The organism is Chryseobacterium sp. NRRL B-14798, assembly GCF_050470705.1.
Lineage (GTDB): Bacteria > Bacteroidota > Bacteroidia > Flavobacteriales > Weeksellaceae > Chryseobacterium > Chryseobacterium cupriresistens.
On the sequence record NZ_JBFLUL010000005.1, the window covers coordinates 1,949,595 to 1,966,747 of the forward strand.

A 17,153-nucleotide genomic window follows, 5' to 3' on the forward strand; every position below is an offset into this window, starting at 1 on the left:
GATTTAGAAAAAAGATTTGCATATGAAAACACAGAACAAATCAGACTCTAAGTCAAAAGTCCCTAAAGACGGGGTGTTTCCGGAAATTATCAGGAACGATTATCAGGGAAGCCGGAAGCTGCAGGGTAAAAAAGCTGTTATTTCCGGAGGAGACAGCGGCATAGGACAGGCGGTGGCCGTTCATTTTGCCAGAGAAGGAGCAGATGTCGCCATTATCTATAAAGAAAGTGACGATGATGCTAACGAAACCAAAAGACTGGTGGAAAAAGAAGGGCAGAAGTGTCTTCTGATCAAAGGAGATCTTACCCGGAAAGCATTCAGAACCAAATGCGCAGACAAGATTAAAACAGAGTGGAAGAATATTGATATTCTTGTTAATAATGCAGGAATTCATACTTCAAAAAGCAGTCTGGAAAAAATCTCTGATGAACAGATTCAGGAAACGTTTGATACCAATATTATTTCCATGATTTCATTCACCAGAAATTTTCTTCCTATGATACCAAAAGGAGGACGAATCATTTGTACAACCTCTGTTACAGCGTACCGCGGAAGTGACCACTTAATAGATTATGCGGCAACAAAAGGTGCTGTTTTGTCTTTTATCCGGTCTCTTGCCGATAATCTTGCCGAAAAAGAAATTCTGGTAAACGGAATTGCACCAGGACCTATATGGACTCCATTGGTGAAAGAAGCTTTTGATGACCTTTCCACCTTTGGAAAAGACACTCTGCTGAAACGTGCGGGACAACCTTCTGAAGTAGCACCAGCTTATGTTTTTCTTGCCTCAAAGGATGCAAGTTATATTGCAGGAGAAATTATTCATATCAATGGAGGTGATTTTGTCGGAGGATAGAATGAGAAGCTAGAAGTGGTCACAATAACACTCTTACTCTCTTACTCTCAAACTCACCCACCAACGCAGTCACCTGCAACCTATTATCCATCACCTAATCCCTTAAAAAATATATGGAAAAATTATCATATGAAATAGAGATCAATGCTGAACCTGAAAAAGTATGGAGTGTCCTTTGGGGTGATATTACCTACAGACAATGGACAACAGCATTTGCAGAAGGTTCTTTTTATGAAGGAACGCTTGAAAAAAATAATATTGTCAAGTTTCTTGATCCGAAAAACAACGGAATGTACAGCAGGGTGGAAAAAATGATCCCCAACGAGGAAATAAAATTTTTGCACCTTGGAGAAATTTATGAAGGCATTGAAGTTCCTCAGGACTGGGGTGAAGCTACAGAGGCTTACTTTCTTGAGGAGAATGAAGAAGGCACTTTACTGAAAACAGAAATTCAGACACCGGCAGAATTTAAAGAATTTTTTGAAGAGAAGTTTCCAAAAGCGATGTCACTCGTTAAACATCTTTCAGAAAATCAGCTGTAAATAATTGAGTTAGAATTAAAGAAAAATCTGCGAGCTCTGAGATTGCTTCGCTTTGCTCGCAATGACCACCCTAAAAAAATAAAAAATGGAAACCTTATCATACGAAACAGTAATTGATGCGCCTATGCAGAAAGTGTGGGACATCCTATGGAATCCTGAAACATATAGTGAATGGACTAAGTATTTCGGAGCAGGATCTGTTATGAAATCCGACTGGAAAGTAGGAGGAAAAACCTATTTCCTGAATGCACAGGGAGAAGGAATGGTTTCAACCATAGACAGCATGGACGAGCCCAATCATATTGTGTTTAAACATCTGGGAATGGTAGATAAAGATGGGCATGAAGATACCCAAAGCAAAGAAGTCATGGAGTGGAACGGGAGTTTTGAAAAATACTTTCTGATAGACTTTGACGGAAAAACGAAACTTCACGCCGAGGTTCAGGTAGAAAAACAGTGGCAGGATCATATGAATACAGGCTTTACAAAAGGATTAATGGTTGTGAAAAGTCTTGCGGAAGGAGTGAGCCTTGGTTCAGTGTGATGAAATTCAATGTTTAATGTTTAAGGTTTAGAGTTGGTTTCTTACCCTGAATACTAATATCTGCTACCTGCCACCTAATATCTACCACCTATAAATGAAATTACTCGTAATACTTTTCGCAACATTTATTCTGGCTTTGCTGGGGACTTTTTTGTTTCAGGGAAAGCCGGATTTTATATTTTCAGGGAATCTGGGAATGGCTGTTTTCATCCTATTTACAGGTTTTTCCCATTTTAAATTTCAAAAAGGAATGGCGATGATGATCCCTGATTTTATCCCTGCCAGGATGTTTTGGGTATATTGTACAGGAGTTTTGGAGATTGCGGCAGGAATCGGGCTTATGATTCCTGCCATCCGTGAGATAACAGCAATTTTACTCATTATTTTTTACGTATTGGTTTTTATAGCCAATATCAATTCTTCCAGAAATAAGATTAATATTTTTAAAGCCGATTACACAGGGCCGGGAATGAAGTATCTTTATACTCAAAGGATTCCCATGCAGATTATTTTAATAGTCTGGACCTGGTATTTCGGAATTTATTTACACTAAAAAAGACAGTCTGTATAGGCTGTTTTTTTTATAATCGGGATTTTTTTTAACTAAATGAGATAAAAATGTAACATTTTATAGGTGTAACGAGTCTTATTATAGAAAAGCATGAGTTTTTACTAATCTAAAAATGAAATGCCTATATAACTTTAACCTTTAAAACAGAAGTTATGAATCTAAATCACAACATTTTCGGTACAGCCCTTATTGTACTATCCACCATTATGACCAACGCACAGAGTTCTACTGCCAAACTGCCGGGAGATCCTACTTTACCATCTTCCAGGGCTAATCTTGAAAAACTTATTTCCTACGACAAAGGAGATTTTAAATACAAAGTTGAAGATTATTTTGCAAGACCAAAAGCTTCAGCCTTTAAAATTTCTCCGGACGGGAAATATCTTTCCTATAAAGAAAAAGATCAGGAGAAAAAAAATCATGTTTATGTAAAAGATCTTGGCACCGGAAAAATTACCAAAGCTATTGTAGAAAAAGATGATCTGATAAGAAACTATGGCTGGCTGAACAAAAAACGCCTTTTCTATACACAAGATAGAGGCGGAAATGAAAATATCCACCTGTATGCTACCGATACAGACGGAGGAAATCAAAAGGATTTAACACCATTTGACGGAGTAAAAGTGCAGGCCATTATTCCTATAAAAGATACTGATTTCGTTGTGGTTACCATGAATAAAAACAACAAGCAGATCTTTGAGCCTTTTAAAATCAATTTCATTACCGGGGAAATGACCCAGCTGTATGAAAATAAAGATGTCAACAGCCCTATTGACGATTATCTTTTTGATAAAGACGGAAATCTGAGAGGTTATAGCGTCCTTGAAAACGGATTAACCACAAAAACCTATTATAAAGATCTGCAGACCGGAAAATTCAATCTGATCAAATCTGCAGACTGGTCTGATACCTTCAGTATTATAGAGTTTAATGAAAATTCTAAAAATAAAGATGAAGCGTATGTAGTAACCAATCTTGATAGCGATAAAGCGAGAATCGTCCTGTATGATCTGAAGAAGAATGCGGTGATTAAAGAAATTTATTCCAATCCTGTATATGATGTAAGCTCAATAAGCACAGCGGGTAAAAACAGAAACTATGAGCTTGACTATATCAGCTATGAAGGAACCAAAGGAGAAACAGTTCCGGTAAGTAAATTTTATAAAGAAATACATGACAAATTAAAATCTCAGTTTGGAGACAAGGAATTTGGAATTGTTTCTTCTGATGATAATAATGATAAACTTCTGGTTGTTGTAGGAAGTGATAAGCTCTATGGGACTTATTATGAATACGACACCAAAACCAAGCAGACCAAGCTTCTGTACAACCTGATGCCACAGTTGAAGGAAGAAGACATGGCTGAAATGAGGCCTATCGAATTTAAAAGCAGAGACGGGTTGACAATCCATGGATATATTACCCTACCTAAAGCTGCATTGGAAGGTAAAAAAGTTCCTTTGATCGTAAATCCTCATGGCGGCCCTCAGGGAATCAGGGACAGTTGGGGATTCAATCCGGAAACACAGCTGTTTGCAAGCCGTGGATATGCTACGCTTCAGGTGAACTTCAGGATTTCCGGAGGATATGGAAAATCATTCCAGAAAGCAGGTTACAAGCAGATCGGAAGAAAAGCGATGGATGATGTGGAAGATGGTGTAAAATATGCCATTGAACAGGGATGGGTAGATAAAGATAAGGTTGCTATTTACGGAGGAAGCCACGGTGGATATGCAACATTGATGGGATTGATCAAAACTCCGGATTTATATGCTTGTGGAGTGGATTATGTAGGGGTATCCAACATCTTTACTTTTTTTGATTCTTTCCCGGAATACTGGAAACCATACAAAGAAATGGTAAAACAGATTTGGTATGATCTTGATAACCCTGAAGAAGCTAAAATTGCTAAAGAGGTATCTCCTGTGTTTCAGATTGATAAGATTAAGAAACCTTTATTCGTAGTACAGGGAGCTAATGACCCAAGGGTTAACATCAATGAATCTGATCAGATTGTAAAAGCAATGCGTGCCAAAGGTTTTGAAGTTCCTTATCTTGTAAAATACGATGAAGGACACGGATTTGGAAAAGAGCCGAACAGAATAGAACTTTATAAATCGATGTTGGGATTCTTTGCTGAAAATTTTAATAAGTAAACTATAATTTTATAATGTTTGGAACGGAAGGCTTGGTCTTCCGTTTCTTTTTACCATAAAGTCATTGCGAGCAAAGCGAAGCAATCTTATTAAAACCAGAAGTAGTAGAGTTGGAAAACGCAAAGACGCTAAAAATTTTCACAACAATCTGTATATTTTTAAGGCGCAAGGATTTTATCTCCGATAAAATTGAAGACTGCCTATTTTAGTTTTTTAGCTGATTATGTTGACTAAATAGATTTGAGAAGTCCCATGATTAGAAAATAATAAGACAGATCGCTTGCTGAAAATCTCTGATTTTCTTGCGCCTTACAATTATACATTATAACGATAAAAACTTTGTGCCCTTGCGTTTTCCAACAAAAATATTATTTTACAATTTTATCATTCATCATTCATCAATTACCAATTATCACTCACCAACTTAGCCCCGATAGCAGCGGTTACCCCGGAACATGGGTGGAAGAGCCGGAGGGTAAGAGGGTGGGGTAATTTGGCGTGAGGAGTATGAGCGGATAGCGGGAAAAAGCTTCTTTAAACATAAGTAATGAGTAATCCGGGAATAATTGAGAAGATAAAAACATGATGAATAAAAGAAAAATTGAATTGTAAGAAAAATATTTTAAATTTATTAAAGTAAAACCAAAAGGCTAACCGTCATATCAGTATGGAGGTTGTCGAAAAAATAACAATGCCACAGAAGGAGAAAGAAAGCATCATCTCACAAACCGTTTCGAACTACGGAGGGAAGCTGATGTCTTATATTCGTCCGAAAGTGAAAAACACGGAGGATGCGGAAGATATTCTGCAGGAAGTGTGGTATCAGTTCAGTAGCCTTACGAATCTTTCTGAGATCGTAAACGTTGGGGGCTGGCTGTACAGGGTGACGGCGAATAAGATCACAGACCGTTACCGGAAAAAGAAAACAGAAAATCTTGAAGATTTCGTATATGAAGATGAAGACGGCAGTTTTTCTATCAAGGATATCCTTTTGATGGATGAAAGTGCCGGTCCTGAAGTGAAGATGTTTCAGGATGAGATCTGGAAAAAACTGTTTGAGGCGCTTGATGAACTTCCCGAAAAACAAAGGCTGGTCTACGTAGAAAATGAACTGAACGACAAAACCCTCCAGGAGATCGCCGATGAACAGGGAGAAAACATCAAAACCATCATCAGCAGAAAAAACTATGCTGTGAAGCACTTAAGAAACAGATTGAGAAAATTATACGAAGATTTAAAAAGTTAGAAAAAGAAATTATGAATCATAAACACAAAAAGGGTTGGATTTTTTTATTGCTATGCCCGCCATTAATTTTAGCTGCCGTTACATGGATTGTCATGATGCTTTGGAACTGCCTTCTTCCGGAGATTTTAGGAGCAAAAACAATTACTTTCTGGCAGGCCATGGGAATACTGATCTTAAGCAAAATTCTTTTCGGAGGTTTCCACTTTGGCAAAGGGGTGAGAGATTTCAAGGAAAGAAAGATGAGAGAAAAAATGGCAGGCTTATCTCCTGAAGAAAGAGAGAAATTTAAAGAAGTCTGGAGAAATAAATGCTCCGGTGGATTCTTCAACAGAAATAACGAATAATCTGAAATTTTTAAAGAAGTAGTAAAGTAAAAATCAGCATTCATTCGTCTCTATAAAAAACAAGAAGTAGTAAAATTTAAAATTTTGAAAAAATGAAAAATTCAGCATTAAAAGGGGCTCTTGGAGCATTAGCTGTTGCAGGTGTAGCCTTAATCGCTAAAAAAGCAATACAAAGAAGAAGATTTATCAAAGGTATTTTTGATGAGTATGGAATCAAAGAAAAGTCACCTTTCGGACTGGCAGATAAGATCAGAGAAATGAATGAGGAAGACTATCAGGAACTGAAAGGGAAATTCAAAAAAGAATTCCGTTCAAAATGCTGCAAAAAGGATAATACCTGCGAAGCATAAGAAAAGTAAAAACTAAATTGAAATTGTTACATTCCGGCTCGGGAAGCGAAGCTTCCCGAGCCGGAATTTTTACATAAAATAGTCCCAGTAAAGGCTTTTTAACACTATATTTGTTTCTTTCTAATTAAAAGCTATTTCCGGTTATGATGAGGTTTACAAATGTTTTTATTGTCATACTTTCATTTTTTTCGATCATATTGTTTGGGCAAAAGTCACAACAAAAACAATATATTTTCTTTTTACATAATAAATTTTTGGAAGATCATTCTTTTGAGGAAAAGCATCCGAAATATGGTGTTGCAGAATATGAGACAATACTCAATAAGCTAAAGGATAAAAATACGATTGTCATTTCTGAGAAAAGAAAAGCGGACACAGATCCGTCAGCGTATGCTGAAAAAGTAAAAAAGCAGATTGACAGCCTGATGAAAAAGGGAATTCCTGCCGGAAGGATTACCGTTGTGGGAACTTCGCAGGGAGGATATATTGCACAATATGTGTCTTATTATGAAAAGAATCCGCAATTGAAGTTTGTCTTCATCGGAGCCAGTTTTAAAGATGATTCTTTGGAAAAAGATAAAAATTTCAGATTGTATGGAAGGATTCTTTCTATTACGGAGAGATCAGATGACGGACATGTGCCGATGTCGTATGAACAGCGGTTCGTCAGATCCCCCCTAAAAGACTTTAAAGAAATAGAGCTTAATACGGGATTGAATCATGGCTTTCTTTTCAAAGCACTTAATGAGTGGATTGCTCCCACTAAGGATTGGATTTCCCGTAAGTAATTACGGTCGGTCTATTACCGTTCAGTTCTTATGATTGAATTTACTACGAAATGATCTGGGTAATTTGCGGCATCTGTGGGAAATACCTTTAATATGAAGTTGAGATTCCTTGCTTTGCTCGGAATGACAAAGGGGCTGTTGAACTCATTCAATTCATGTATTTGTTGAGAAGTACAGTTTTATCGGAGATAAAATCTTTGCGCCTTAAAAATATGCAGACAGCTATAAAAAACTTTGCGCCCTTGCGTTTTTCCAACCAACGGATTATAAGCTATGTTGAGATTGCTTCACATGCAGTTCGCAATGACTTTTTGATCTATACTTCCAACAAAATTTTACCGTAAACATCAAACGCAAAGAAAAATAAATCCTTATTTTTGTATTGCTCAATGAAAGATTACTATTATTTTCTCGGTATATCACAGGATGCTTCAGAAGAAGACGTCAAAAAAGCCTATCGTAAACTGTCCTTAAAATATCATCCCGATAAAAATGACAATGATGACTTTTTTGCGGACCGTTTCCGTGAGATTCAGGAGGCTTATGAAACCTTAAGTGATCGCGCGCTGAGACGTACTTATGATCAGAATTTAGAAAACCATCAGCGAAGTTTCAGGTATAATATTCCGCCAGCCATCAAAACTTTTACAGCGAATAAAATTCATGCGAAAAAAGGAGAGGAGATTATCATCAACTGGCAGACGAGTAATGCCGATGTGGTGAAAGTATTGCCTTTCGGATTAGAAAAGCCGTATGGAGAGAGGATCTTTAAGATCACAGAATTTAAAGATGGAAAATTCCAGCTTCTGCTGCATGCAACCAATTCTCTTTTGCACAAAACGGTTGTTCAGGGAATTACCATCACAGAAGTTTTTGAAAACGATTCTGAAAAGTTCAAAAGTTCGGTGGAAGAAATGTTTAAGCCGCAGCCTGCAACAAGAATAAACAAGTCAGGTCAGCCTAAGATAATGATGCTGATCTGGGGAATTATTATTCTGGCAATTGCGATCTATATGCTGATAAAAAACTTCAGCTAATTGCGTTTATGCCATTTTCTTTCTTCCCGGGCATTTTTTACATCTTTTTCCCTTCTTGAATTTTTTACAGCATGATTTCTTTTCACAGAACATCTCTTCGGTATTGAATGAGTAAGGTGCCAATGGCGGAACTTTAAATGGGATAATCATATTCATGTTGCAAATATATTAATTTAGAATAAATATAATTAATAAAATTGCATAAAATTCTTACAACCTGATGAATAGCAGTTTCAAATTAATTTAAAAGAGTTTTAATGGAAGTAAATTTGAATGACAGAAGCTTTCAGTATAAGAATAAAAATAGATGTTGAACACATTATATTTTTAAAAAAATTCGTTTAATAGATTCAATAATAAGGGTGAAATTTATTGATGATATACACTAATTTAATAATACGCAAAGAACTTAATTATATAGAAATTGATAGTTTTCCTTGTGTATTATGTATAGAATAATGGTTATTATTGATGAAATTAATGCTAACCTTATCATAATTTACGAAATGCAAATTGTGATAAAAATCACAAATAGATGTGTGAATTATCACCTCTCTGGTACTCTTGTGAAATCATTCAAAAAATTGTAATTTTACCCATCTTTTTACAAACAAAATCTAATAAATAAAAATGAATACAGAACAGTTTGTGAGCCGTCACATTTCCCTTAATGAAGCCGATAAACAGGCGATGTTGGAGAAACTTGGCGTTTCTAGTATTGAAGAGTTAATTTCTCAGACCATCCCTTCTTCTATCCGTTTAGAGAAAGATCTTGAGATCTCGGAACCACTTTCTGAATACGAAATGTTGAACCACTCAAAAGAATTGGCATCTAAAAATACTGATTATACAAGTTATATCGGATTCGGATACCACAATACCCTTTTGCCTTCAGCAATCCAGAGAAATATTTTTGAAAACCCTAGCTGGTATACTGCGTATACTCCATATCAGGCAGAAATTGCACAGGGAAGACTTGAAGCTCTTCTTAATTTCCAGACTGTAGTATGCGATCTTACAGGTTTTGCATTGGCAAATGCATCTTTATTGGATGAATCTACTGCTGCTGCTGAAGCAATGCATATGTTCTTCAACAACAGATCTAAAGACCAGAAAAAAGCCGGAGCTAACAAGTTCTTCATTTCTGACCTTGTTCTTCCACAAACCATTTCTGTATTAAAAACAAAAGCTGAAGGGTTAGAAATTGAGATTGTAGTAGGAGATCATAAAACACACCAGTTTGATGGTTCTTATTATGGTGTTTTATTACAATATCCTGGTAAAAACGGAATCGTTTTAGACTATACAGAAGATATTGTAGAATATAAAAAACTTGATCTTCAGGTAGCTGTGGCTTGTGACCCGATGGCTTTGGTTAAGCTAAAGTCTCCTGCAGAAATGGGTGCTGACTGTGCCGTAGGAACTACGCAGAGATTTGGTATTCCATTAGGGTACGGAGGTCCTCACGCAGCTTTCTTCGCTTGTAGAGAAGATTATAAAAGAGATATTCCGGGAAGAATCATTGGGGTTTCTCAGGATATGTACGGAAAACGTGCATTAAGAATGGCATTACAGACCAGAGAGCAGCACATCAAAAGAGAGAAAGCTACTTCAAACATCTGTACAGCTCAGGTTCTTTTGGCTGTAATGGCAGGTATGTATGCTGTTTACCACGGACCAAAAGGATTAAACTATATCGCTGATCAGATACACTTTAAAGCAAATGCTTTGAAAAACGGTCTTAAAGCATTAGGATATCAGGTAGTAGAAGAGCCAATCTTCGATACTGTGAAAATCACTATGGCTGAAGATGAGAAAGCAAGATTGGTAAGACTAATGCTTGATCACAGATTAAACTTAAACTATTTCACAGAAGGTGTAGTAAGTATTGCGATCAACGAAAGTACAACATTAGAGAAATTAAACTATCTGATGGCTTCTTTCGCTCAGTTCAAAGACAAGCAGACTTTCAAATTAGAAATCAAAGAAGGATACAGTATTCCTGAAGAAAACTTAAGAAAAGACGAAATTCTTACAGAATCAGTATTCAACAAATACCACACGGAAACAGAATTGATGCGTTACATCAAGCGTCTTGAGAGAAAAGACCTATCATTGACTCATTCAATGATTTCTTTAGGATCTTGTACCATGAAACTGAATGCAGCCACTCAGATGTTACCACTTTCATGGGAAAACTGGGGCGCAATTCACCCATTCGTACCTGTAAACCAGGCTGAAGGGTATCAGGAAATGATCCGTGAACTGGAGAAAGACTTAGCAGAAATTACAGGTTTTGCAGGAACTTCACTTCAGCCAAACTCCGGAGCACAGGGAGAATACGCAGGATTAATGGTCATCAGACAATATCATATCTCAAGAGGTGACCACCACAGAAATGTAGTATTGATCCCTCAGTCTGCACACGGTACCAACCCGGCTTCTGCTGCTATGGCAGGAATGAAAATCGTAGTCGTGAAAAACCTTGAAAACGGGGAAATCGACTTCGAAGATCTTAAAGCTAAAACAGAACTTCATTCAGCCAACTTATCAGCTGTAATGATCACTTATCCTTCTACTTACGGATTCTTTGATGCCAACATTAAAGAAATTACCAACCTTATCCATGAGCACGGAGGACAAGTATATATGGATGGTGCAAACATGAACGCTCAGGTAGGATTTACAAGTCCTGGAAACATCGGAGCAGACGTTTGCCACCTTAACCTTCACAAAACTTTCGCAATTCCTCACGGAGGCGGAGGTCCTGGGGTAGGTCCAATCTGTGTTGCTAAACACTTAGTACCTTTCCTTCCGTCTAACGCGAACATCAGAATTGGTTCTAAAGAAGCAATTGAAGGTATTTCTGCTGCACCTTACGGTTCAGGATTAATCCTTAATATTTCTTACGCTTACATCAAGATGTTAGGAACAGAAGGTCTTAAAAAGGCTACAGGCCATGCTATTCTTAACGCTAACTATCTGAAAGAAGTATTAGCAGAGCATTTCCCGATTTTATATTCAAACGAAAACGGAAGAGTAGCTCACGAATGTATCGTAGACTTCCGTCAGTTCAAGTCTTTAGGAATTGAAGTGGCTGATGTGGCGAAGAGATTGATGGATTATGGTTTCCATGCTCCTACCGTTTCTTTCCCGGTTGCAGGTACATTGATGATTGAGCCTACAGAATCTGAAAGCAAGGCTGAAATCGATCGTTTTGCAGAAGCATTGATCTCCATCAAAAAAGAAATTGATGAAATTGCTAATGGAGAAGCAGATGCAACAAACAACGTATTGAAAAATGCTCCTCACACAGAACAACTGGTGATCTCAGATTCATGGGATAAACCATACAGCAGAGAAAAGGCAGCTTATCCTCTAGAGTGGGTAAGAGACCACAAATTCTTCGCTTCTGTATCAAGAGTAGATGAAGCTTACGGAGACAGAAACTTAGTTTGTACTTGTGAGCCAATTGAAGCTTATATGTAATCTTAGTTATAATTATAAAAAAATCCCTTTCAGTAATGAGAGGGATTTTTGTTTTTATAGTCATTGCGAGCGCAGCAATCTCTTTAACGCAAATGTTGCAAGGGTTTTTTGACAACTAATTGTTTCAATGTTCACAAAGGCGTTCCACTCAACGAAGCTTAAACGATGTGTTTTTTCGGCAAATTACGAGCCTTGCACGACCATTGTCATTGCGAGCGTAGCGAAGCAATCTCAATGATTTTTATTTGCTTTTAATCAGTCCTTCAAGCCTGGTCATCATATCATCCTTTTCTTTCAGCATTCTTTCATAAAGTGCAATTTTTTCTTCATGAAGTTGGATGATTTTATCAATAGGATTGTAATTATTGACAATTACACCTGTCGCGTTATCATGGAAGTTGCTTGCAATAATATTGATAGCCTGTTCTTCATCAAAATTTTGAAATGCTTCCACAGGAATTTTTAAAACCTCAGAAATCTTTTGAAGAAGCGGATCTTCAATGGTTTCTTTCTGTTCCAATAAGGAAATTTTCTTCTGGTTCCAGTCATCCCCTAAATCCAGCGCCAAAGCTTCCTGTTTGATGCCCAGCATTTCTCTGAATCTTTTTACGTTTCTTCCCTGATGTATCTTTTGTTCCATTTGTGGTTTTTAAGCTTATTTGAAGGTTTATGATGAGTAAAGATAAAAAATTGTAGTGATATTAATATGTGGAGCTGAAGATTTGTACCAAATTCTTTTTAATTAAAACAAAATCACCTCCCAAAAATTGAGAGGTGCTTAGTATTTAAATTCCGGATTGTTATCTTCGTTTAAAGCTATACGCCAGCAAAATAGCAAAGCCCATAGTAACGCAGGTTATAATTGAAATGGTTTCAATGGAAATTCCACTTTTCATCTGTGTGTTTTCTTTTTCACATGAAAAAAAGAATAATAATGTCATGAACAGACATACCGATAGTAATTTTTTATCCATAAATGTATTTGTTTGGTTACGAAATATTTACAGCAAAAAGTATACCGAATTTGTAGACTAAGGAATGGGTTTATTGACTTGTCCTTATAGTTAATACCTGGGATTAATGAGTAACAAAGGTTTTTCTTATTACTAACCCTTCGACAGGCTCAGGGGGACAACCGAATACCTACCGAAATTTTTAAGCGTTGTCAGGCTGAGCCTGTCGAAGCCGGTATTTTACTAAAGAGATAGGTTTTTACTGCTTAATTTTCGGTTAAATTTTGGAAACGTTATCTATTACCAAAATATAATGACAATAATGTATAATGATACCGGCAATGAAAAGGAGAGAAGCTATTAGTATCTCAGTAGTCAGGTGATGTAGGATAAAATGCAGGATCAGGAAAGTACAGCGGAATAGATTAGGGAAAATAGGATAGAATAAAATGCTTTTGTTTTGTAGGTAAGAATTCTTGTATTTTCGTTGTAGTAGAAGTATTCTTTGCCAGTGAGAAAACTAATGGGGATTTGTTGGCAAAATCAAGTTTAAACATTTTGTTTTCACCTATGATGGTGCCGTCAGCAAGAACAATATCAGTTAAACCCCTTTCTGTGATTGAATGACATACTGCATCAGTGACATTTTTAAACGTTTTGCTATCTTTTATTTCTCTCTCAAAAGTATAAGTAAACGGGAACATATAATTTTAGTCTTTATTATTTGTTTTTCCTTCATCCCAATAATAAGTGTCTGGGTAGATTCTCGCTCCAAAAACAGCAGTCCCCACCCGTACAATCGTGGCACCTTCTTCAATGGCCGTTTCCAGATCGCTGCTCATTCCCATGGAAAGCTCTTTCATTTCTACGTTGGGGATATTTTCGGTGATGATATCTTGTTGAAGTTTTTTCAGGATTTTAAAACATGCTCTTACTTTATCGGTCTCAGCACTGAACAGACCGATGGTCATCAATCCCTTTATCTTTAAAGTAGAGTAGTTGGAAATCTTTCGGGTAAGTTCAATAGCCTGAGCAGGATCAACTCCAAATTTGCTTTCTTCATTGGATGTATTCACCTGAATTAAAACATCCATTGTTCTGTTTTCAGCCAAAAGTCTTTGATGAAGTTTTTCAGCCAGTTCCAGACGATCCAGAGACTGGACGCAGGTAACATCATATTTCAGGATATCTTTGATTTTATTGGTTTGAAGATGGCCTATAAAATGATTTTCATGGGGAATGTCTTTCAGGTCTTCATATTTCTCCTTCAATTCCTGTACTTTGTTTTCTGCGATTAATTCCTGTCCGTTCTCCAAAGCAATTTTGATATGGTCTGCAGAAACAGTTTTAGTAGCGAGCAATAACCTGACATCATCAATATTCCTTCCGGATTGATCACAAGCCTTTCTTATTCTTTCATTGATCAAAGTGAGATTATAGAGGATATCTTCTTTCATGATGGGATAATTTCTTGAGCTTCCAGTTTTTTTATTAAAGCAGCTTTGACGGCGGTTAAAGCATGGTCTTTAGCTTCAGCAAAAGAAACAGAGTATTTTCTTTCAATCGTTCTCAAATCTTCCGGAAACTGTGCTAATAATTGATTGTAGTACGAATCCAGAATTTCAGCGGAAGGCATTTCATAATTAATTTTTAGCTGGAAACGTCTTAGAAGGGCGGTGTCAATAATCTCAGGATGATTGGTGGCACAGATTAAAAGCGCATTTTCAGGATAATAATCAATCAGCTGAATCAGGGTATTAACTAATCTTCTCATTTCGCCTACATCTTTATCATCGCTGCCTCTCGCTTTTCCGATCTGATCCAGTTCGTCAAGAAAAAGTACCGACCTTTCTCTGGCAGCTTTGTCAAAAATCATTTTGATGTTCTGGGACGTTTCCCCGATTCTCGAAGACACAATATTGCTAAGGTTTAAAATAATAATATTTTTTCCCAGAGCATTGGCAACGGCCTTGGCTGTCATTGTTTTTCCACATCCGGAACTTCCTTCAAGTAAAATCTTATGGTTAACCGGAAGGCCGTATTCCTGCAATTCTTTAGCGTAAGTATGCTCTTTGATAAGCTGTACAAGCTGTTCTCTGTTGCCGGCATTGAGGAATACTTCGTTAAGATTTACCTGTTCTTTGTCTTGAATAATAAGGTTGTACAGATTCATAATGACAATTAAAAATATTGAGTAAACAAAGATAAAGCTTTATTGGATGTCAAAAAGAATCCTGAAAAATAATAAACAGCTGGTCCAGCGTAAAATGGATTGTAAATGATAATTGAACTGATGTTGGTGTTAGCAACAATTTGTGAAAATCTGTGAGATTTGTGGGAAAAAGACTCAATAAAAAATAAAGCCAGACTTGCGACCGGCTTTATTCATTGGATATTAAAATTTGTTATGAAACTAAGATCTTTCTGCTTATGTTTTTGGACCCTTTTACCCGATGGGTAAAAGAGCGATCTGATCTCTCAGACTAAAAACATAAAACAATATAATTAGTATAGATTTTCTATAGGCTTGTTTTGTTTTAAGATTAGTTTCTTTCTCTTCTTACTGTCATGAAATATGAAGTAATTACGACTAAACCTGTTGCGATACCGATATAAGTTATCATTTTGTATTATTTTTAATTATTTGACTTTTTTTTATCAATCTTTCAATTGCAATATTACTACTTTCAAATCATGTGCCAAAGTAAAATACTATGATGTTTATCAGTGTATTAGTGTGTTTTGGGTTCATGTATCGGTGAATTTTTGTTTACAATAAATTAATGTATTATTTGGAATTTATTAATGCTTTTGTTATTCTATCTGTAAAATTATGTGAATGTGTTAATCGTTTATCGACTTCTACATTGGACTTGATAAAACAAATAATAAATAATGCTTAGCATAATATTGTTTTAAAGTGTATTTTTTGCACGTTAATTTTTCACTTCAACCAGATTTTTATGTTAATAAAATTTATTTTTAACACTGATTTCTATGTTGGAATTTTTGTCAGCTGTCATATTTCATGTCAGAGAGAAATAGGAGTTTGTGTCACAACTGAAAATAACATTGTCTGCTGACCGATGGCTTGGATGTCATTTTTTGAATTACCCGGGGGCTTTTATTACTTTTGTATAAAGAATGAATTTTATGGGACGCAGTTATATTTTTCTTGCTCTGGCAATCATATTTGAAATTATTGCCACTACTTTTCTGAAAAAATCTGAGGAATTTTCCAAACTATGGCCATCTGTAGTAACAGTTGCCGGATATGCCTGCGCTTTTTATTTTTTAAGCCTTACCCTTCGTCAGATTCCTGTAGGAATTACCTACGCCATCTGGTCCGGCGTAGGGATTGTATTTATAACGATGATCGGAGTGATAGCCTTCAAACAGATCCCGGATCTGCCGGCTATCATTGGTATTGCCCTGATTGTAACCGGAGTGATTATTATCAATGTATTCTCAAAAATGGGAACCCATTAAACAATAATATCCTGCTGCATTTGCTGCTGCTTCCAGTGTTCAGACCTTTTTTTGTATAAAAAGAACTTACCCAGTTTATATTTGAACTTTAAAAAACCTCTGAACTCAATGCCGTCAAATAAAGTAAAAGGAATAGAAGGATTTTCTGCCAGAGACTGTTTTATACCCTTACTGAAGACAGTAGGACCAGTAGTAGCGTGTACATCATTCGGATACCGGTGATTATTGATATTATCAAGCATCAGTTCTAATGTCTTCTTAAGAAAAGGATGGTTTTTATTAAAAATAAGTCCCCATTGCACATATAAATTGGCATGTCTTTCCGCACTGATCACCGCTTCGTCACTTTCTTTGATAAGTTCCCGGAACGGCTTTACGATACTGCTGTCAATATCCAGATAAATGCCTCCTTTTTTATATAAAATAGCGTACCTGAAAAAGTCAGCTTTTGCAGCACCAATTGTCAGTTTATGGTACGTTTCGATATAGCTGGGAGGAAATTCTTCTGTGAGAAATTTTTCAATATCACTGTCATCATAAAAGAAGTAGCTGTATTCCGGATTCTTTCTTTTCATATTCCAGATGTGATATCGTGTAATAAAAGGAAGTTTTTTGGTTTTAAAAGTCTGAAATATTTGTTTGGGTACTGCCATGTCCTGTTTTTAATAAATTCTTATACAAATTCTTAAATCCTTTTTCGTCAGTGATGTGCATGCAGTAATAAGAGTTTTCATAAGGAGAAGGGAATCCCTGAAATTTGAAACAGCTTATGCCGGCTTTGTTTTTTG

The 17,153-nt window shown here is 36.4% G+C and carries 18 protein-coding genes; 12 read left to right on the plus strand and 6 right to left on the minus strand.

What is annotated here, in order from left to right; translation table 11 throughout:
* The first annotated feature begins 22 nt into the window (after positions 1-22).
* The 10 genes from AB1278_RS09165 (at position 23) to AB1278_RS09210 (ending at position 8,434) form a co-directional block, all read left to right on the plus strand.
* The gene (locus AB1278_RS09165) at positions 23-856 is read left to right on the plus strand and encodes an SDR family oxidoreductase (RefSeq protein WP_202838592.1); all 834 of its coding nucleotides are present in this window, start codon (positions 23-25) and stop codon (positions 854-856) included.
* A 113-nt stretch (positions 857-969) separates the two neighbouring features.
* A complete protein-coding gene (locus tag AB1278_RS09170) occupies positions 970-1,398 on the plus strand; it encodes an SRPBCC domain-containing protein (RefSeq protein ID WP_429813884.1) in 429 nt (142 codons plus the stop codon).
* Between the two features lie 85 nt (positions 1,399-1,483).
* On the plus strand, positions 1,484-1,942 hold the full coding sequence (locus AB1278_RS09175) for an SRPBCC family protein (RefSeq protein WP_343638812.1): 459 nt from the start codon (positions 1,484-1,486) through the stop codon (positions 1,940-1,942).
* A gap of 94 nt (positions 1,943-2,036) precedes the next feature.
* Entirely contained in the window at positions 2,037-2,495 is a 459-nt protein-coding gene (locus tag AB1278_RS09180) for a DoxX family protein (protein ID WP_343638810.1), read from the plus strand.
* A gap of 170 nt (positions 2,496-2,665) precedes the next feature.
* Positions 2,666-4,669 carry a S9 family peptidase gene (locus tag AB1278_RS09185; protein ID WP_202838596.1) on the plus strand — a complete coding sequence of 668 codons (2,004 nt, stop codon included), beginning with the start codon at positions 2,666-2,668 and terminating at the stop codon, positions 4,667-4,669.
* 691 nt (positions 4,670-5,360) lie between these two features.
* Positions 5,361-5,915, plus strand: coding sequence for an RNA polymerase sigma factor (locus AB1278_RS09190; RefSeq protein WP_228406519.1), 555 nt, complete (start codon positions 5,361-5,363; stop codon positions 5,913-5,915).
* A gap of 11 nt (positions 5,916-5,926) precedes the next feature.
* A complete protein-coding gene (locus tag AB1278_RS09195) occupies positions 5,927-6,259 on the plus strand; it encodes a hypothetical protein (RefSeq protein ID WP_047433535.1) in 333 nt (110 codons plus the stop codon).
* A gap of 92 nt (positions 6,260-6,351) precedes the next feature.
* Entirely contained in the window at positions 6,352-6,609 is a 258-nt protein-coding gene (locus AB1278_RS09200) for a hypothetical protein (RefSeq protein ID WP_110010383.1), read from the plus strand.
* A gap of 254 nt (positions 6,610-6,863) precedes the next feature.
* Positions 6,864-7,397, plus strand: a complete 534-nt coding sequence (locus AB1278_RS09205; RefSeq protein ID WP_429813890.1) for an alpha/beta hydrolase — start codon at positions 6,864-6,866, stop codon at positions 7,395-7,397.
* Positions 7,398-7,786: 389 nt separating this feature from the next.
* Positions 7,787-8,434, plus strand: coding sequence for a J domain-containing protein (locus AB1278_RS09210; RefSeq protein WP_110010381.1), 648 nt, complete (start codon positions 7,787-7,789; stop codon positions 8,432-8,434).
* Positions 8,435-8,440: 6 nt separating this feature from the next.
* On the opposite strand, the gene AB1278_RS09215 is transcribed toward AB1278_RS09210, so the two are convergent.
* A complete protein-coding gene (locus AB1278_RS09215; protein ID WP_171006367.1) occupies positions 8,441-8,590 on the minus strand; it encodes a hypothetical protein in 150 nt (49 codons plus the stop codon).
* Between the two features lie 474 nt (positions 8,591-9,064).
* Between AB1278_RS09215 and gcvP the strand changes: the two genes are divergently transcribed.
* The gene (gcvP, locus tag AB1278_RS09220) at positions 9,065-11,923 is read left to right on the plus strand and encodes an aminomethyl-transferring glycine dehydrogenase (protein ID WP_429813894.1); all 2,859 of its coding nucleotides are present in this window, start codon (positions 9,065-9,067) and stop codon (positions 11,921-11,923) included.
* A gap of 241 nt (positions 11,924-12,164) precedes the next feature.
* Here the strand turns inward: gcvP and AB1278_RS09225 are convergent, their stop codons facing one another.
* From AB1278_RS09225 to AB1278_RS09240, 4 genes are all read right to left on the minus strand, one after another.
* Positions 12,165-12,563: a helix-turn-helix domain-containing protein gene (locus AB1278_RS09225; RefSeq protein ID WP_114821059.1), complete on the minus strand. Its 399-nt coding sequence runs from the start codon at positions 12,561-12,563 to the stop codon at positions 12,165-12,167.
* 738 nt (positions 12,564-13,301) lie between these two features.
* Positions 13,302-13,580 (minus strand): hypothetical protein, encoded by a 279-nt coding sequence (locus tag AB1278_RS09230; RefSeq protein WP_202838602.1) that lies wholly within the window; start codon positions 13,578-13,580, stop codon positions 13,302-13,304.
* A gap of 6 nt (positions 13,581-13,586) precedes the next feature.
* Positions 13,587-14,333 (minus strand): YggS family pyridoxal phosphate-dependent enzyme, encoded by a 747-nt coding sequence (locus AB1278_RS09235; protein ID WP_429813897.1) that lies wholly within the window; start codon positions 14,331-14,333, stop codon positions 13,587-13,589.
* Positions 14,330-15,049 carry an AAA family ATPase gene (locus AB1278_RS09240; RefSeq protein WP_429813900.1) on the minus strand — a complete coding sequence of 240 codons (720 nt, stop codon included), beginning with the start codon at positions 15,047-15,049 and terminating at the stop codon, positions 14,330-14,332. Before AB1278_RS09240 ends, AB1278_RS09235 begins: the two co-directional genes overlap by 4 nt.
* 980 nt (positions 15,050-16,029) lie before the next feature.
* On the opposite strand from AB1278_RS09240, the gene AB1278_RS09245 reads away from it, so the two are divergent.
* Positions 16,030-16,365 carry a DMT family transporter gene (locus AB1278_RS09245; protein WP_110010375.1) on the plus strand — a complete coding sequence of 112 codons (336 nt, stop codon included), beginning with the start codon at positions 16,030-16,032 and terminating at the stop codon, positions 16,363-16,365.
* On the opposite strand, the gene AB1278_RS09250 is transcribed toward AB1278_RS09245, so the two are convergent.
* Positions 16,362-17,018 (minus strand): glycosyltransferase family 32 protein, encoded by a 657-nt coding sequence (locus AB1278_RS09250; RefSeq protein ID WP_202838604.1) that lies wholly within the window; start codon positions 17,016-17,018, stop codon positions 16,362-16,364. The two genes, AB1278_RS09245 and AB1278_RS09250, sit on opposite strands and share 4 nt — an antisense overlap.
* Positions 17,019-17,153: the final 135 nt, after the last annotated feature.

Coding starts and splice junctions, on each gene's coding strand:
- AB1278_RS09165 (WP_202838592.1), top strand. CDS start 23: ATGAAAACACAGAACAAATCAGACTCTAAGTCAAAAGTCCCTAAAGAC.
- AB1278_RS09200 (WP_110010383.1), top strand. CDS start 6,352: ATGAAAAATTCAGCATTAAAAGGGGCTCTTGGAGCATTAGCTGTTGCA.
- AB1278_RS09180 (WP_343638810.1), top strand. CDS start 2,037: ATGAAATTACTCGTAATACTTTTCGCAACATTTATTCTGGCTTTGCTG.
- AB1278_RS09235 (WP_429813897.1), bottom strand. CDS start 14,333: ATGAAAGAAGATATCCTCTATAATCTCACTTTGATCAATGAAAGAATA.
- AB1278_RS09175 (WP_343638812.1), top strand. CDS start 1,484: ATGGAAACCTTATCATACGAAACAGTAATTGATGCGCCTATGCAGAAA.
- AB1278_RS09245 (WP_110010375.1), top strand. CDS start 16,030: ATGGGACGCAGTTATATTTTTCTTGCTCTGGCAATCATATTTGAAATT.
- AB1278_RS09195 (WP_047433535.1), top strand. CDS start 5,927: ATGAATCATAAACACAAAAAGGGTTGGATTTTTTTATTGCTATGCCCG.
- AB1278_RS09185 (WP_202838596.1), top strand. CDS start 2,666: ATGAATCTAAATCACAACATTTTCGGTACAGCCCTTATTGTACTATCC.
- AB1278_RS09240 (WP_429813900.1), bottom strand. CDS start 15,049: ATGAATCTGTACAACCTTATTATTCAAGACAAAGAACAGGTAAATCTT.
- AB1278_RS09190 (WP_228406519.1), top strand. CDS start 5,361: ATGCCACAGAAGGAGAAAGAAAGCATCATCTCACAAACCGTTTCGAAC.
- gcvP (WP_429813894.1), top strand. CDS start 9,065: ATGAATACAGAACAGTTTGTGAGCCGTCACATTTCCCTTAATGAAGCC.
- AB1278_RS09250 (WP_202838604.1), bottom strand. CDS start 17,018: ATGGCAGTACCCAAACAAATATTTCAGACTTTTAAAACCAAAAAACTT.
- AB1278_RS09210 (WP_110010381.1), top strand. CDS start 7,787: ATGAAAGATTACTATTATTTTCTCGGTATATCACAGGATGCTTCAGAA.
- AB1278_RS09215 (WP_171006367.1), bottom strand. CDS start 8,590: ATGAATATGATTATCCCATTTAAAGTTCCGCCATTGGCACCTTACTCA.
- AB1278_RS09170 (WP_429813884.1), top strand. CDS start 970: ATGGAAAAATTATCATATGAAATAGAGATCAATGCTGAACCTGAAAAA.
- AB1278_RS09230 (WP_202838602.1), bottom strand. CDS start 13,580: ATGTTCCCGTTTACTTATACTTTTGAGAGAGAAATAAAAGATAGCAAA.
- AB1278_RS09225 (WP_114821059.1), bottom strand. CDS start 12,563: ATGGAACAAAAGATACATCAGGGAAGAAACGTAAAAAGATTCAGAGAA.